Source organism: Vibrio profundum (genome assembly GCF_050337555.1).
In the GTDB taxonomy this organism is placed as follows: domain Bacteria; phylum Pseudomonadota; class Gammaproteobacteria; order Enterobacterales; family Vibrionaceae; genus Vibrio; species Vibrio profundum.
Genome location: NZ_JAKJTA010000004.1, coordinates 134321 through 151143, shown reverse-complemented (window position 1 = coordinate 151143; position 16823 = coordinate 134321). Strand labels below are relative to the sequence as shown.

Annotated in this window: 14 protein-coding genes and 1 tRNA gene; 7 read left to right on the top strand and 8 right to left on the bottom strand. The window is 43.9% G+C overall.

Going from position 1 to position 16823, the window contains the following annotated elements:
* Positions 1 to 214 precede the first annotated feature (214 nt).
* The 5 genes from L4C34_RS03275 to L4C34_RS03255 all read right to left on the bottom strand — a co-directional run bounded on the left by L4C34_RS03275 (position 215) and on the right by L4C34_RS03255 (position 6481).
* Positions 215 to 2644, bottom strand: a complete 2430-nt coding sequence (locus tag L4C34_RS03275; protein ID WP_428787920.1) for a fimbria/pilus outer membrane usher protein — start codon at positions 2642 to 2644, stop codon at positions 215 to 217.
* Positions 2645 to 2717: 73 nt separating this feature from the next.
* A complete protein-coding gene (locus L4C34_RS03270; RefSeq protein WP_428787919.1) occupies positions 2718 to 3248 on the bottom strand; it encodes a spore coat protein U domain-containing protein in 531 nt (176 codons plus the stop codon).
* Positions 3245 to 3955 (bottom strand): fimbrial biogenesis chaperone, encoded by a 711-nt coding sequence (locus L4C34_RS03265; protein ID WP_428787918.1) that lies wholly within the window; start codon positions 3953 to 3955, stop codon positions 3245 to 3247. Before L4C34_RS03265 ends, L4C34_RS03270 begins: the two co-directional genes overlap by 4 nt.
* 33 nt (positions 3956 to 3988) lie before the next feature.
* The gene (locus tag L4C34_RS03260; protein WP_428787917.1) at positions 3989 to 4582 is read right to left on the bottom strand and encodes a spore coat protein U domain-containing protein; all 594 of its coding nucleotides are present in this window, start codon (positions 4580 to 4582) and stop codon (positions 3989 to 3991) included.
* A gap of 405 nt (positions 4583 to 4987) precedes the next feature.
* On the bottom strand, positions 4988 to 6481 hold the full coding sequence (locus tag L4C34_RS03255) for a lytic polysaccharide monooxygenase (protein WP_428787916.1): 1494 nt from the start codon (positions 6479 to 6481) through the stop codon (positions 4988 to 4990).
* A gap of 245 nt (positions 6482 to 6726) precedes the next feature.
* On the opposite strand from L4C34_RS03255, the gene L4C34_RS03250 reads away from it, so the two are divergent.
* Positions 6727 to 7473, top strand: a complete 747-nt coding sequence (locus L4C34_RS03250) for an outer membrane protein OmpK (protein ID WP_428787915.1) — start codon at positions 6727 to 6729, stop codon at positions 7471 to 7473.
* A gap of 297 nt (positions 7474 to 7770) precedes the next feature.
* Positions 7771 to 9309, top strand: a complete 1539-nt coding sequence (locus L4C34_RS03245) for a methyl-accepting chemotaxis protein (RefSeq protein WP_428787914.1) — start codon at positions 7771 to 7773, stop codon at positions 9307 to 9309.
* Between the two features lie 187 nt (positions 9310 to 9496).
* Here L4C34_RS03245 and L4C34_RS03240 read toward each other — a convergent pair whose 3' ends face one another.
* Together L4C34_RS03240 and L4C34_RS03235 are read right to left on the bottom strand one after the other, a co-directional pair.
* Positions 9497 to 10267: a substrate-binding periplasmic protein gene (locus L4C34_RS03240; protein ID WP_428787913.1), complete on the bottom strand. Its 771-nt coding sequence runs from the start codon at positions 10265 to 10267 to the stop codon at positions 9497 to 9499.
* Between the two features lie 370 nt (positions 10268 to 10637).
* Positions 10638 to 10712: transfer RNA gene (locus L4C34_RS03235), tRNA-Gly, on the bottom strand.
* 273 nt (positions 10713 to 10985) lie between these two features.
* Between L4C34_RS03235 and dsdA the strand changes: the two genes are divergently transcribed.
* The 5 genes from dsdA (at position 10986) to msrB (ending at position 15786) form a co-directional block, all read left to right on the top strand.
* Positions 10986 to 12344 (top strand): D-serine ammonia-lyase, encoded by a 1359-nt coding sequence (gene dsdA, locus L4C34_RS03230; protein WP_428788130.1) that lies wholly within the window; start codon positions 10986 to 10988, stop codon positions 12342 to 12344.
* 368 nt (positions 12345 to 12712) lie between these two features.
* Positions 12713 to 13384 (top strand): 2'-5' RNA ligase family protein, encoded by a 672-nt coding sequence (locus L4C34_RS03225; RefSeq protein WP_428787912.1) that lies wholly within the window; start codon positions 12713 to 12715, stop codon positions 13382 to 13384.
* Between the two features lie 15 nt (positions 13385 to 13399).
* Positions 13400 to 14116 (top strand): acid phosphatase AphA, encoded by a 717-nt coding sequence (aphA, locus tag L4C34_RS03220; protein WP_428787911.1) that lies wholly within the window; start codon positions 13400 to 13402, stop codon positions 14114 to 14116.
* A gap of 194 nt (positions 14117 to 14310) precedes the next feature.
* Entirely contained in the window at positions 14311 to 14499 is a 189-nt protein-coding gene (locus L4C34_RS03215) for a hypothetical protein (protein WP_428787910.1), read from the top strand.
* A gap of 153 nt (positions 14500 to 14652) precedes the next feature.
* A complete protein-coding gene (gene msrB / locus L4C34_RS03210) occupies positions 14653 to 15786 on the top strand; it encodes a peptide-methionine (R)-S-oxide reductase MsrB (RefSeq protein WP_428787909.1) in 1134 nt (377 codons plus the stop codon).
* A gap of 95 nt (positions 15787 to 15881) precedes the next feature.
* Here msrB and L4C34_RS03205 read toward each other — a convergent pair whose 3' ends face one another.
* A complete protein-coding gene (locus tag L4C34_RS03205) occupies positions 15882 to 16775 on the bottom strand; it encodes a LysR family transcriptional regulator (RefSeq protein WP_428787908.1) in 894 nt (297 codons plus the stop codon).
* Between the last annotated feature and the right edge of the window lie 48 nt (positions 16776 to 16823).

Genomic DNA, 16823 nt, shown 5'->3' with positions numbered 1-16823 from the left:
ATTATGTGAATAATATACGTTTAATGACGGAGAAATACTTTGCTAACCACAAACCAAACGCCGTATTGATTGGAAAATTTTTCTCCACTTTCACTGAAAATGGAGAAAATACCTCTCACAGAGATCTTGATTGATGAAAGTTAAATCTTATTTATAAAACCGATAGTTAGCGACACTAAGTTGACAATTAATCCGGGATATCTAGAGAAAGCCTTTAGCTTGTAGGAGACAAGCAAACGGCAGAGGTACGGACAACGACGTTCTCGGTCGGGTTGAAATCAACAGTAAACTCACCGCCTTTACCTTTCCCAGATAACACTTCCCCGTGAAAGTGATGGCCACTATGCGCAAAATACAGCAAGCCATTGGTGCCAATAACACTATTGTAAAAGTTATCGCCTCGCCCTACTTTCACCTCAGTTCCAAGCTTCAGTGGAACGCCATCTTTAGTCGTCACTCGAACTAGGATCTGGTGTATATGCTGAATATCAAAATCCGCGATGACGCCGGATCGATAGGATGGCATCACCTTTTGTTCTTGCTTGCTCGCCTTCAAATCAAGCGGTAAATTTGGCGAGAGTGTTATCTCACTGGCCATATAGGAGGGTAAATTCGGCACAACAAATAAGCCATCTTTATCTGATTTACCTAAGTACGCGCCATTTTGATAAATACCGACTCCAGACACCCCAGATGTATCAGCAACCGAAAAACCGCTATTCAGAGTAGGTGTCATAAAGACATGATTATCCATCCAAAGTAACCCGCCATTCACCGTCGCTGTGATTTGATTTTGCGTCCCGTATTGATAGAAACGCGCGCTATAATCTCCGGTTGATGTTCCTCCTAGATACATGGAACCGTTGAGCTGATTTTGATCATCAAGGCTGTTCTGAGAAACCGATAGGTTACTCGATAAGTATTTTCGACCGGGCAATCGGTAGTTGTTCGAATATGACATGAGCTGAGTGTCCGATTCTTGGTCTTGCTGATAAGACGTCATCACAGAGCTGTTTTGACCAAATTGATAACTAATATTACACCCAAGGTTCCACAGGTGACTGTCGCCAAAGTTCGCTTGGTAGCTCCCCGTTAAACTTAGGTTCCGAGTGACACTGGCTTGGAACGTAGACGTATAAACATGGGACGAGTTGCTACTTTCAGAATTCTCTCGCTGGTAAAGGGCACTAACACCAAAAGTCCCCCAACCCCACAGTGGCAACGTCGCGCCCACACTGGTTTGAGAGCCGTTGCTATTATCAAGGCCAACCGATGACACTTGAGTAAATAGGGAGGACGTTAATTGATAATTACTATATAAATCAACACTACTGAAACGATATTGGTAGCCGAGGCCGATAAGGCCACCCACTCCTGAAGAAGCGTTGCTTACAGCGGTATCTGTGGTAACGATTCCGCGACTCCCTAGACGATAAAATTGTGTTGAGGCGAGAGTTTGTTGCTGTTTGAGTAAACTGGTGTGCAACTCATAGGTCCAATCCGAAGAAACCCCGCACATATAATTCGCAGTCGCCACAGCTTGCCCATAGTCAAAGCTTTCTACGCCATAGTTACGCCGTATCCAACCGAACTGGTAAGAATAACTAGACATCCCCGCTCGAAGAAGATCATCATCCACAAAGTAAGGAACACTGTAACTGGTGACTTTTCCATCTTTGTCTTTTGTTTGTACCGTAATCAAACCGGAACCATTAGATACTGGAATATTATAAAATTGATACGACCCCGGGTTCACTTGATAATTAGCAATGGGTACGCCATTCACCTCTAGCTGCATGTTTTGAGGTAAATTTGAATTTCCAGTGATTGCTGGCAGAGAGCGAATGTCGAGTGAAGGTTGGAGTGAGAAGTTTTTGTAATAACTGATACCAGCAAAGTTAACACTGCCGCCCCAATGAGCGTTGCTGGTTGTGCTGTCGCCCAACTCCAATGTATTCAAATGGTGCCAGTTATCCTTTCGCCAAGTGCTATCTAACCTGAGCCATTGGGGAGCCTGTGTGTCGCTTACGACTTGTGACGCTTCTTCGTTTAAAAGTTCTGGGGTATACACACCAGTTTGCAGGAAAACACCTTTATCCTTGCGAAATACTCCCATTTCTCCGGTTGCAGAAGTAAAGTGCCCGCCAGATTGATTAACCACCGTGGTCATCACACTATAGTTCACAAACTCTCCGCTGGCCGACGATGGTTTTGTGGGGGTGGCAGGCACGCCATCAGTCCGCTGCATATCAGTTGCGCTGCCCGAAAAACGACTGCTATCTAAATGTAAGGCCAAGTGTTGTATTTCCTTATTCCAGCTCAGTCCTTTAGATGGAATATCCATTAAGACGAAAGTCTGACCTTGACGCTGGATAACTCGCCAGCCAGAATAATTCAGAACGTTATGCTGAGAAAAAATCTCTTTTGGTAACCAAACTATTGGTCCTTTTTGACATACAGGCCAAACTTGAGATTCTTCCCCGTTGACGGATACAGAAGGCAAAAAAGCGTTAGCATGCTGGCTTAAACAGATAGCAGGAACATTGTCTGGAGAAGCAGATACTCCTAGAGAAACAAGCATGAGAATAGCAAGTAACGCCGATTGCACTCGTCTATAGTGCACTTGTCTGTGAACGTGCATCATTATTCTCATTAAATCTGCGATTCGGCGACTTTTGGCAGGGACGTATTGGGAAAAATCAAAGAAAAACCTAAGGTTACTTATATTGTAGCGTATAGTTAACCGTCAAATTCTTAGTCGCGACTGTATACTCATGCAACTTCTTGACATGGAGGACGGCATATATTGGCACCCATGGTGTCTCGCCATGATGGTCATGAATAATGAGATCGCCTTCAATAGTTTTGCTTCGCCAACGTCCATTACCCACGAGGTGACGGTGGCTAGCATCAGAATAGAGCGCAAAAGTCATCCCCTTCACTAGTTTTCGCCTGGAAAAGGAGCCTAGACCTTGAACAGGTATTTTGACCTTGTAAGACACCACACCATTCGCTAAATTAGCAGAGCCACATACGATCTGAAACGATGTCTGATGGTCAAGCGTAGCCGGTTGATAGATATTGCCAAAATTGAGCACGCCCATGTTTAGATTACACGCAGTCGAGAGACGATGTGAAGCAGCTCTAGCGACCCCAGTTAGCGTGATGCTTATCCCTAAGACCACAAGCAATAACTTGATTGCAAAGCAAATAGGCTCTTTAACCTGTCTAAACCATGTAGGTTTCATAGTGATACTCGGGCGGTGATATTCGTCTTCAAGTTATTCACTGTTTGCTCAATGGTTTGTATATGCCAGCTCGGCTTTAATGGATAGCGGATTGATTGTCCAGGCAATACATAACGTGCGCGCCGCATCTTGTGCTCAGCCCCATTTTCATCGAAAAAAACCAGTTTATGTAAGCTAAGTACACTACCGCCAGTGTTCACAAATTGCAGAGCACCAGAATCTTTCGATATGAGCCAGTGCCAACTATCTTTTACTGGTTTGCTCGGGTAAACAAATATGGGCAATGATATATCGTATAAAATTTGGACTTGGTGCTTGTCCTTATTTGCTAATCTAGAGCTATCTGTTGGAATCTCTTTCAGATCAAGGCGATAAGTACCCACTTTTTCAGAACTGTTTTGTACAAACAAACCGACCCTGAGATGGCGCGTTTTATGTGGTTCAATTGTAAAAATGGTTGGTGACGGAAATAAATCTTGTGTCGGATTCAATGCTTGAACGTTATTATCCAACACCCACCGATACGCGCTGACCTGCAAGGTAACAGGATGACTCATCTCATTGTGCAGGCGCAATGTTTCCAGCCGACTCTTACCCTTATAAGTTAAAGCCACAGGAGAAACTTCCAACGCCGGTGATGGACAAGATAGCGCCACCAGCGACATTCCAAGCAAACAAAGGATCAGTTTTCGTACATTAATGCTCATCTAATTTCTTATCTTAAAATTTAACTCTGCACCTTAGAGAACAACCTGCACCGTCACCGTTTGCTCAAACGAACGACCAGCAACTTTCGTAAAGTTATTATTCTCTTTCGCCGGAAGCCGTCCATAAATAGTTGCCGTTCCACCACCATTGGTAATCTTGATAGAGTCGAAGTTTCCCGAATTATAATTTGTGCCAGTGTAAGGAGAAAATAGATTCTTATGAGCGTTATCTGTATAAAGGCCATAATGTAACGTAGGTGCATTCCTTTCATTAGAAGTATCATTTAGGGTGAAATCATTTTGTCCACCTGTAACCGTTGGTGTTTTTACGTACATCAAGGGCTCTTCGCTGTTCAATGTATAACAATCACTGACAGTAATCGTGGCATCTTTATCGACATCAGTAGGGGTTCCAGGCTGAACTGTACCGAAATCCAATACACCTGAGCTAGACACTTTACAGCTGACAGGAACCGATGCCGTTACTTTTAAGGTGGTGCTTTTCTCAACATGACCAAGGTCATTCGCAGCAAAGCTAGTCACTGGAGCAAGTAGTGATAACACACTTAATGCTAGGCATCTGGCTCGTTTATTAGCTAACGGTTTTTTGTTCACTCGATTTCCCATAGTCATACTTCCTATTCACCTTATCTATTATTATCTCGTCGCTATGTCCATGCATGGACCGAAGATTAAAGGGTGGCTAATGTAACTAGGTAGGTTTCGTTATTCAATAGTCTCTGCTCAAAAACTTCTCAAAATACAACAAAGTGATGACATTAGATAAAATAGATGAGCTCAGGAGTGGAAGTGTGCAAACTAACACCTAGTGTGTACTATTAAAAAACCATAAATTCATTGATTACATAGATTAACCACGAAGATTTACTGATGAATCGTTCGGATAGGTTACTAAATAGTCACCAAGTATCCGATAGGTGAACTATTATCAGGTGAACCAACAAAAAAGGTTACGGCGTAACCGTAACCTTTGGGGTTATAAAGAAAAGTATTCTCTCTAATCGTTAGCAATTAGCGCCATACCCCCCATTGACCAGTCGCCCCGGGCTCCTCCCCTTGCGTCCACCAATGCGCCGTCCAAGTTTTACCATTGTGCAATACGACATCATTCGCTTCGTAAATTTGAGTAGCACTCCAGTTACTGTTAGTCGGCTCCTCGGGCACAGGTACGCCACCGTCAGAAGGCTCAACAACAAACGAATATATTGCTTCGTCTTGCTCATCACCATTACTCACTAATAATTTAAATGTGAGATTACTTTCTACGTCAGCCAACTGAGAGGTATCAATAAGCAGCTCTTGGTTTGGCCCTATTGAGGTTACAACGGGTGTTCCATTGGTTTGAACCCATTGGATACTACTGGCCTCGCCAAAACTGTCCGATGGAGACAACACGATCAGATCGCCGTTAACCACTGTGGCGTTTGTTAACTCTTTCATCACCTTAGGTGAGATAACGGCTTCAAGTTGTTGATTGCCGACCTGAATCGAAAGTTCTCCTTTCATTCCGGCATCTCGGCCGTTGAAGTAGTTTCCATACAAATCATTTTTAAAGTACATATAGTGCTTCATTTCATCGTGCCATCGACCGAGAAACACATCCCCACTATGGTTCGCTTCGTACCAACCATTGATCTGTGCGGCAAGTAGACGATCCCAATCATTTTTATTATCTTCAGTAATCACCAACTGCTGTGAGGCATGTTCATCGCCTGAGGTGCCAAATACTTTATAAGTCACGGTATCACCAGCCAATACGGAATCGAGTGTAATATCTTGAGGAATAAATTGGTTACCTTGCATTAGGTAAGGGCCTACCGGAGTTTCATCATCCGGATCGTCAGGTGCCGGGGTATTACCGTTTACAATAGTGATATCGCTACAGTTGTAAAACCCTTCACCCGCTGAGTCTTCTCTTTGCCACCGGACAAATAGGGTCGCATCGCCAATGCGGTTTTCCGGTATCGTGACATCCATACGATACTTGCCATTTTCAACGGGCACATCCCCCATCTCCTGAATCAATTCCAAATCCCCCCATTTTAATGGTTGCGATACATCGACACCGGGCTTAGTGAGATAAAATTGCCAAAACGAAGGGTTATGTGGCGCAGTTGCGTTGAACACAAACTCGAATTTTCCGGCGCTCACATCCGTGCGGGTCCACGCACTACTCGCCGCGCCCATACCTTTCTTCTGTGGATCATTGGCATAACACAAGGTCCCGTTGGGAATGGCTCCTTTTACGACTTGCATATCGTTGTAATCAGTAATGTTAATTGAATATTCGTTCCGCTGCACAAACGGATACGATCCTGAAATTGCTTTGGCTTGCGCACAGGCGGCATTTGGCGGCGTACCACTCCAAATACCACCTTGTTCATAACACAACTCTTGTCTTGCAGGCGGAAATTCAGACCACCCATGTGCAAACGCTTGTCCAGATACGACCAACAAAATCCAAAACGGCATTGCCGTCACCACATACTTGAATACCCGAAACATACTCTAATCCCTTATCCATGAGAGAAGCTTTCAGACTACTAAACTTGAAGCATATTCATGTGAGGTTTGTAGGAAATTAACACAGCCGGATGTGACTCAGAGCCAAGGCTTAAAAACAATAGAAATGCACCATTTATCGGACGTCATCCACACAGACACTATGCCCCACCTCGAAGTCTAATTGAATAAATGTGAAACAGAGCCTATACCTTCAAATACTCAAGTCATACCCAGATGTGCCAAAGATGTTGAAACGAAATCTATTCGCTGCCGTGTACTTATCCTTGTTTTTTTCTACCCAAGCCTACAGTGAATATTTGTATGGCTGGGCCAATACCAGTATTAACTACCTAGATTGGTCGAGCGGCACGCAAGTTCGAGCTCCATTTCAAGACAACTACCTTTACCCTCAAGTTGAAGGAGGCGCAAGCTTCGACTGGGGGGAATTGTATGGGTTTTATGAAATACAAAAGATCAATAGATCGTCCGAGACTTGGGCTACTGCGTATAAGCCCAAGTTATATTATAAATTAGGACTAGGAGAACTGCGCTTTTATGCGCAGCATTACGCGAAAGATGCGCCAGACTTTGCCCTCTCCAATACAGTTGGAGGACTCACCTACCGCTTTTCTGGAGAAGGTTGGTTTTTATACCCTTGGGCTGGCCCGCTATTCTCAAATCTCAATCGATTTGGTAGTAGTTATACTGGGTTTAATGGTTATGTCGCTGGCCTTACGGGCGTTTACAAGTTTAGCGCGTATGAGCAAAATTTTCAGATGACGATGTGGCACGAAACAGAATTTCTACGCAAACATGAATTTTTAACTGTTGCGAACGAGGAAGATAAAGGCACGATGAACGGTGCACTTGGTATCTGGTGGTTGGCGACAAAAAAAGTCTCTTTTGGAGTGCAGTATCGATATGCGTATAACAAATTCGCCACATCGGGTAATCAAAACGCCATGATTTACTCGGTTAAATACAAGTTCTAACCACGGTGAATCATTCTGAGACATATGAATTTTAGCCAGATACCAGACTAGATAGTTAGCGTAACGCATTGAAAAATTAGTCGATGAGAGGCTCCCACTTGGTTCTGGAACGCACTTTACTTCACTCGAACTCAGGTAATTTCTCCGCCGCTCTACCCCATTCGTAGTCTGTATCTACGTAAAAATATGACAAATTTTAAGGGTATCCATTCAAATGCAGATATGACGAAAATAGTATTGTCTGCTATACACATATAGAGCTCGATCGGAATTTGTATACAACAAGGATAGTTACAAATGAAAAACTTAAAGGCGGCCTTTCTACTCCAAGTTATCGCATCTGTGACCGTGGTGTTGATCATATCGTCTTTCATTAAATATCATAACTTTAAGAGCAACCTAGAACAGGATCTAGACTTGAGTGTCAACAATGCCGCACTTAGGTTGAGCCTGAGTCTGCCATCATTAATCTGGGATTTTGACTTAGAAGCGGCCAAATCATCTATTGCGGCTGAACTCAACAGCCCAGGGATATCAGCAATCCAAATTATTGATACAGAAGGAAAAGATGTCTTATTCTTACACCATGGTATTGTTGATGGTCGTAAGAAGCTCACGACTGTAACTGAGAACTCGGATATTGACCGTACGAGGGTATTCAACGAACTCCTTACTTTCACCGAAGATGATGAAGACAACGAAGTCGGTGAAATAAATGTCTATTTCGATGCCACCAGTATGAACGAAAAATTGTCACACTCGCTCAAGATTAATATCATTGAGTTAGTGATTTTAGACCTAGTCATTTGTATCACTGTAGTGGTTGCACTTTCCGCGAAAGTACTGAACCCTCTCAAGCAATTAACCGAAAGAATTCATGCGCTTTCCTCAGGTGAAGGTGACTTATCCAATAAAATCGAGAAAGCGAAATATAGAGAATTTGACGCTATTACATCGAGCATCAACAAGTTTACTGACGCCCTTAAATTGATTGTAACCGATGTGAAACTGGCTTCGATATCACTGGATGATAGAGCAACGGCGAATGGCAACGCTGCTCGCGGGAACGCTGAAAAGCTCGAAAATCAAAAAAATCAGTTAATGACAGTGGCTGCCGCCGCCACTGAGCTTAGCCAATCCGTCAGTATGGTTGCTGACACCGTATCTGAAAACGCGTCACAAGCCCACGACGCCGCTGACTTAGCCAATAACGTCAACACCGTGATGGAGGCATCCTCACAGGAAATTTTGAATATGCGTGAAGAGATGGAGCACGTAAACGCCGAAATGCATACTCTGGTTGAAGAAGGCGAAAAAATCACCACGGTCTTGAATGTGATCAACGATATCTCCGAACAAACCAACCTACTCGCGCTAAACGCAGCAATTGAGGCAGCACGCGCCGGTGAACAAGGGCGCGGCTTTGCTGTGGTTGCCGACGAAGTTCGTAACTTGGCAGTCAAAACCAGTAAATCAACCGAGCAGATCCAAACCAATATATCTGCACTAAACCAAGCGACCAATTCCGTTGAGTCTGAAATATCACGGATCGCAACTATGCTTGAGAGCACCGCATCCAAAGTTGCAGACTCACGTAGTTCAGTTACGGATGTTCAAGGTTTGATAAGCACCCTATCAGAGCAAAGTGGCCAAATCTCCCATGCCACCGAAGAACAAAGAACTGCGGTAGAAGAAATCAGTCAGGCGATTGTCGAAGCCTCAGACGCCTCGGAAGAAGTATCAGCGACGGCTCTGCAAAATTCAGCGAACTCAGAGGAAGTGTTGAGACTAAGCCAAACTATCGCCCAACATATGGCGAAATTTAGAACCGAGTAAGCTGTTTGTACGAGTAAACCGTTTGTACGAATAAACTATTTGTAACTGGATAAAGGTAGTTGGAAAGTTAGAGCTGAATAAGAAAGTTAGAATTGAATAAGCATGTTAGCAGTGAATAAGAACTCCCCATTTTAAAGCCGTGTATTGCACACTATTTTCAAAATGGGAAGTACTGCAAGAGTCGCGACTATTTCATGAACTCTTTGATAACGTTATCGATTTCACCACTGGCTTTCATCTTGGTTAAAATCTGCAAATATTTCTGCTTGAAGTCGGCCTTATATGGAAATTTTTTTCCATCGGTAACGAAACCTAGGTAACCTTGCTCAGAGCTAATCACTGCCCCCTCTTTAACACCGGACCCGCTGTACTTACCTGTTTCCTGTAATTTTTTTAACTCCCATTGAATCGAGATCGCATCGTTCATGTAGCAATCGACTCGTCCAGCAATGAGTTTTAATAAATTTCGTTCCGTTCCTTTGGTTTCATTGATCTTAATTTGACCTGCTTTTACTGCGGCATAAAATTTATCACCCCCAGCAGAAAAACCTGAGTTGTTACCGATCGTCAGTCCCATATAATCATCGGGCCAGCTAGGTCGAGGTTGACTCAAAACCTTATCACGACACACCACAACCAATTTCTCATCTAAAATTGGCATGTCATACTGCATATATGGCCTTGCCTCGACACGCTTGTATGGTGGGTAAAGGGCAAAAGTCTTTCCCTCTTTAATCTCCGCCAGCCCTCTTTTCCACGGCACCCCATGAATGGTTACCTTGTACTCTGGCATTTGGGCGAATATTTTCTTTAAGATAACCGTGTAGATCCCTGTCATTTTTCCTTTCTCCTGATAGGAGTAAGGGGGGTATGAATCGTCCCCATATACTTTCACATTCGTCGCCGCATAAGTGGACAACGAAAAGCACGTGCATAATGCTATCACCGTTTTTTTCATAACCTATCCTTGTCGTCTAACTAAACTCAGCATGTTCATGTTTAGTAATAGTTAAGATTGACAAGATCATCAAAAAATGATCACTGTATTTAAGACGAGCGTTCATAGTTACATTCATAATGTTTCTATATACTCCAATAGAAGTAAGTCGAATTGACTAGATATTGGTAAAAAGGGGTTGGTAAGAAGAGATTGGTGAGAAATAAAGTAATAAGGTCGTGGATGGTGTGTTCGAATAAACAAAGTTAAATTAGAGATGTCAAAATACGCAATCAGAAAATTTCGTCTGAAACCGATATGCTTAATGCTTAGCTGTATTTTTGTAAGTACAGAAGTAATTTGTTGCTAGGGGTTTGATAGGGTAGTGAACTGGAGCGTGCAGCGGGAATCGAACCCGCATCATCAGCTTGGAAGGCTGAGGTAATAGCCATTATACGATGCACGCCTCGTGTTCATCTACGTTTACTATGCCACATCTTCCTGAAAAGAAAACCCTTTTTTATTCCAAAACCAACCAAGTGGTTAGATTGCGACCGACAAGGGCAAGTTTTAAACGATATAAATAAGCGTGAGATAGCGTGATTTTAAATGACCTCTGCTTTATCCACCTACTTGGTTATTTCCTTGAGCTGTGAATCACAGTATTCAAGCTAATTTTTCCGCATAGTGCTGAGCTCTACAACTGACTAAACTCTCAGCTCGATTATAAGGAAGTACTATATTGAACCGAATTGACACGCTTTGCCTCCGCTACCCACTGATCCACGACCTGATCGCTTTACGCGAAAGCTGTTGGTGTAACGCGAACCTTCATACTTCAACTCAAAACTGGCCCGATTTAGAAGTGAACAAAACAGGCGTCGCGGATGCAGCGGCACGTTTATCTCGTTTTGCTCCCTACTTCACTGTAGCTTTTCCTGAAACAGCGGCTAACAATGGTTTGATTGAATCTGAACTTGTGCCGATTCCCAAGATGCAATCGTATTTACAGTCCTTTTCAGACTTGCCCCTATCTGGAAAGTTACTGCTGAAAAAAGACAGTCACTTGCCTATTTCTGGATCAATTAAGGCTCGAGGTGGTATATATGAAGTTTTGTTAATCGCTGAACAGATTGCGATCCAACATGGCAAGCTAACTGAGCAAGACGATTATAGCTGTCTACAACACGCCTCATTTAAAGCGCTATTTAGCCAATACACTATTGTGGTCGGGTCAACGGGTAATCTTGGCATGTCAATTGGCATTATTTCAGCAAAGCTCGGTTTCTCCGTTACCGTTCATATGTCTGCAGACGCAAGGGAATGGAAAAAAGCAAAACTGCGCTCCGTTGGCGCTAAGGTCGTCGAACACGACTCAGACTACGCGATTGCCGTCGCGCATGGCAGGGAACAAGCCAATGCCGACTCAAACAGCTTTTTTATCGACGACGAGCAATCTAAAAGCCTATTTTACGGCTACTCGGTTGCTGCTGAGCGCCTAGAACAACAGCTGATGTCAATGGATATAAAAGTGGATAGCCAGCACCCTCTGTTTGTTTACCTACCGTGTGGCGTCGGTGGAGCTCCGGGTGGTATAGCCTTCGGCCTAAAGCTAATCTTTGGAGACAACATCCACTGCTTTTTCGCCGAGCCGACGCATTCCCCATGCATGCTGTTAGGTGTCCATACTGGGTTACATGATAAAATCTCGGTACAAGATATAGGCATCGACAATGTCACTGCCGCAGATGGTTTGGCCGTTGGCCGCCCTTCTGGTTTGGTCGGAAAAACTATCGAACGTCTGGTCGATGGCTATTACACCATCAGTGACCAACGTATGTATCAACTTCTCGCATCGCTTGCCGACGAAGAAGGCATTGAGTTAGAACCCTCTGCCTTAGCGGGTATGTGGGGGCCATGTGTGATTCAACAACAGCATGAATACCTCAAACGCATGGATATCACGGCAGATCAAATGGCCGGCAGCACACATATCGTCTGGGCGACAGGCGGCGGCATGGTGCCTGATGAGGAAATAGCGAAATATATTCTGCAAGGCCAACACTCCTTAGCTGAAAAAAAAAGTTCGAGCATGTAACAACTTCCCTCTCTTCTCAGAGCTCGTTTGCCTAATGTAGGCGAGCTCTTTGCTCCCCTCACGATTTCGCTAACTTGAAGAAATCAAGCACTGCAGATGAATTCAGGCATAACCTACAAAAATAGTAATAACTGTTTTTATGGTATTAGAATTATCTTAACTTGTTACACCGATCCTGTTTCCCTGCCATAACTCTGATAATATTCGCGCGTTTATTTCAGTTCTCAGTGACCAATGTCATTAAAATGCCATCTTGAATTTGGATATTGCTGTGAACCAATACCTCGCACTTCAAGATGCATATTCCTGAACAACTTGAGTTTATTTAACTTGAGGTCAGCTGGGTTCAATGAAAAAGGAGATTAAACATGCGCAAACGCATCATTGGTAGTTTACTGTTATCTAGCTGTATTTCGTTGCCTGCTTTTGCAGGTAATATCACCTATAACGTATTTTTGATTCCGGCAAAAACCGTCGACCAGACGGTTAAGAATGTGAGCGAACGGTTATCTCGTCACCAGCTCGATTCCTTATACAAAAAAGGGTATTTGCCTCATGTCACTCTGTATCTCACCGAGTATCCGGAAGGCTCCTTAGCCGCGATTGAAAAACAGGCTAAACAACTCGCAGGCCATTGGCACTCGTTTTCACTCACATTGGATGAATTGCAACGAACCAAAGGAGATTGGCTGATGCTGGATGTAGAAAATAGCCGAGATCTACAACGTTTAGCCGATCAAGCCACTCTCGCGATGGAACCCTTGAGAGCGACCAACCCTCAGCTTCCAAGTTGGGTGAGCCAATATCCAAACAAGCTTGAATCGTTTAAACGTTACGGTAGCCCGAACGTATTTGCCAACTTCCAGCCACATATTACTTTGCTACCCAAAAGTGATTCGATAAAGCTCGACAGTTTTATGAACAGCTATGGCGCATCGTTTAAACCGATTAAGACTGAAGTAATTGGAATTGGGATTGCTGAAGTCAACAAAAATGGTCAGGCACGTAAAGATCTGGCTAGCTACTATTTCCAAAAATAATCATATGGACAAAAAATGAAACAATTAAAAAAAATCAGTGGTGCCCTTGCGTTGTCTATCAGTGCGGCCTTCATGGTAGCTCCTGTTGCTAACGCACATGCAGCCGAGCTCAACCCTGGCGTGACGATGAACCAAATGACGAACCGTCAGCCAATTCATTGGGTATCCGTTGAGCAAATTGCTGCAAGCTTAAAAGGAAAACCGGCCATGTCGGTTGGTTTCGATATTGACGACACTTTACTGTTCTCTAGCCCTGCATTTTTCCATGGTAAACAGAAGTTTTCGCCAAACTCAAATGCATACCTGAAGAACCCGAAGTTTTGGGATGAGGTGAGCAACGGCTGGGACGCATTCTCTATTCCTAAACAATCAGCAAAAGAGTTGATCGCACTTCACCTGCAACGCGGCGATCACCTGTACTTTATCACGGGTCGCCCTTCCCCTCAGTCTGGTCATGAAACTCTGACGAAAACGCTTGAAACAGACTTTAACATTCCAGCTAACGTGATGAATAAAGTCATTTTCGCGGGGACCGGTCATGGCGCAAAAACAAGCTTCATGAAAGATCACCACATCAAACTTTACTATGGTGATTCTGACGGCGATATCTTAGACGCACGCGCGGCTGGCGCTAAGGCAATTCGCGTGTTACGCCCACTAAACTCCACCAACAAGCCGATGCCACACAACGGCTCACTGGGTGAAGAAGTATTGGTCAACTCTCAGTACTAACCAGAAAGTAGAGTTTTATTTCCGAGCCTTATTCTGGGCTCGGTTTTCCTACTGAATGCCTCTCCGATTTAGACCGAAAAATCCTCCCCAAAGCTCCTGCCTTGTTATCAAATTTGCTGATCTGAACTATAATCGATCTGAGAATAAGTAAAACTTTTCTGCTTTAGTACCAGATTGGTACAAGGAGGCTTGCTATGAAAATTCACGATAGCATGAAAGCCTTGGAACAAGAGATTTATGTCGCCTGTTCGGAAGGGAACTATAGCACTGTTAACGTGCTGGAAAATCAGTTAGAACAACTCAGAGACCGAATGGAACACCCGCTCGACGACGATATTTTTTCTTTAGAAGGCAGACCATTTTTAGAAAATAAAGAATGGTAATCAAAGCCCACTCAGCGATGCGCTGAGTGGGCTATTTTGTTCGAGTTTTGAGCACAAGATTTTTGTTCGCAATTGCGACCAGCGAAATTTATCCGCAAGAACGCCTTTCTTATATCAAGAGAACTACACATCGTGGTCTTTTATGAGGTGTCTATGAACATAAAAATTTATCTAAAATTACTCACTGTGGTGAGTACGGCGCTCGCCTTTGCCTCTCCTGCCTATGCGGCAATTACCGAACAGCAGGCAGTGAAGAGCGGTTACCAAATTGCGACCTTGGCTGGTGGGTGTTTTTGGTGTACGGAATCGGACTTAGAGAAGCATCCGGGAGTCATTGAAGTTGTATCCGGTTACTCAGGAGGAAAGATTGATAACCCTTCCTACAAACAAGTTGCCTCAGGAAAGACCCATTACATAGAAACGGTTGATGTGTTCTACGACCCTCAAGTCACTACCTATGAGCAAGTCTTAGACCAGTTCTTCCGTCATATCGACCCAACCGACGATAAAGGCTCGTTTGTCGATAGAGGCCCACAATATCGGCCCGCGGTTTTTTACCGCAACCAAGAACAAAAACAAACCGCTGAGCAGTTAATCCAAGATATCAACACTCTTGGAGTGTACAAAAAACCACTCAAAACAGAGCTTATTGAGTTTAAAAAGTTTTGGCCTGCAGAAGACTACCATCAGGACTATTACAAGCGTAACAAAATCAGATACACCTATTACCGCTATTCATCTGGGCGCGACCAGTACCTAGATGACATCTTTGGCTCAGATAGAAATACCCACCCTGTCACTCTACGCATGCTTATCGACGACCATAAAGCGCTAAACGAAGTGAAGTCTTACGTGAAACCCACTAAAGATGCGATTAAACAAAAGTTAACTCAGGAGCAGTATTACGTTACGCAAGAAGAAGGCACCGAGCGTCCCTTTAAAAATGAATTTTGGGATAACAAAAAAGACGGAATTTATGTCGATATCGTTACAGGAGAGCCGCTATTTTCTTCTCGTGACAAATTTAAGTCGGGAACAGGGTGGCCAAGTTTTACTAAGCCTATCCATCACGGTTATATCACGGAACACACCGACTACAAGTTTTTCTCTCCGCGTACGGAAGTCAGAAGCCGATTTGGAGATTCACACTTAGGCCATGTATTTAAAGATGGCCCTGCTCCAACTGGGCTACGCTACTGCATCAATTCAGCCTCACTGCGCTTTATTCCGCTGGCTGACCTAGAGAAAGAAGGCTACGGCGAATATCAACACATGTTTGATAGCTAATAGCCGTCGCTAAGAACTAATAGCTAAAAGCTAAAAACTGAGGACTAAGGACTAAGGACTAAGGACTAAGGACTAAAAGTTACACCCACCAGAGCTTATTCAGACGTTGCCTTATACGCCTGAATAAGCTCGTGCCAGAACCTCTCCGCGACAGGCCCTTTCTGACTATCTCGCTTACGAAACATATACATCATGGCCTCGGTTCGTCTCGGTATGCTCTCAACATTAATAGGTTCTAGCAGCCCCGAGGCGAGCTCTTGGCTGATTAAGTGCTCGGGGAGTCGTCCCCAGCCAAGGCCCGCTAAAGTCAGATCTTTTTTTGTTGCCATATCACTGACACTCCAAGACTCGCCACTCGGCGACACATACATCGAAGCTTTATCGGAACGCTTAGCACTGTCTCGCAGGGCAATCTGGTCGTATTCTCTCGCCTCCTCCAAACTGATATCTCGCTGATTGGTCGTTTTAAAATAACCGGGAGCGGCGACATTAATAAAAGCGACAGGCTCAACCGGTATTTTTTCGTGTGACGTATTCAAGCCAAATTCAGCGCCGAAAGCTAAATCAGCTTCACCGCTATTGATAGGCTCAACCACACCATTTAATACCTCAGTGGTTATGTGGAAACGGGTATAAGGAAAACTATCTATTACGTGCTTCAACTTCTTTAACAAAGAAGGCAACGGGCAACTAGCGCTAATCACAATGCCAAACCTTGGCTCTACACTGCTGGCTAACTGATGCCCCATAATATTGAGCTGCTGAAAGTGATCCATGGTCAGCTTGGCTCGCTGGTAAAACGCTTCTCCCGCAGTAGTTAATTGCGGACGGTAATGACTGCGATCAAAAAGCTCCAAACCAAATTCGTCTTCCAACGTCTTGATTGCCGCGCTTACCGCTGCCTGCGTCTTGTAGATCGATTTCGCCGCTTTGCGAAAGCTCCCCTGCTCGACCACAGCTACTAAAACCCTAAGTTGTTCATTTGTCATAGAAACCATCAACATGATAAAAATTACTTTTCATGTTAACAAATATTA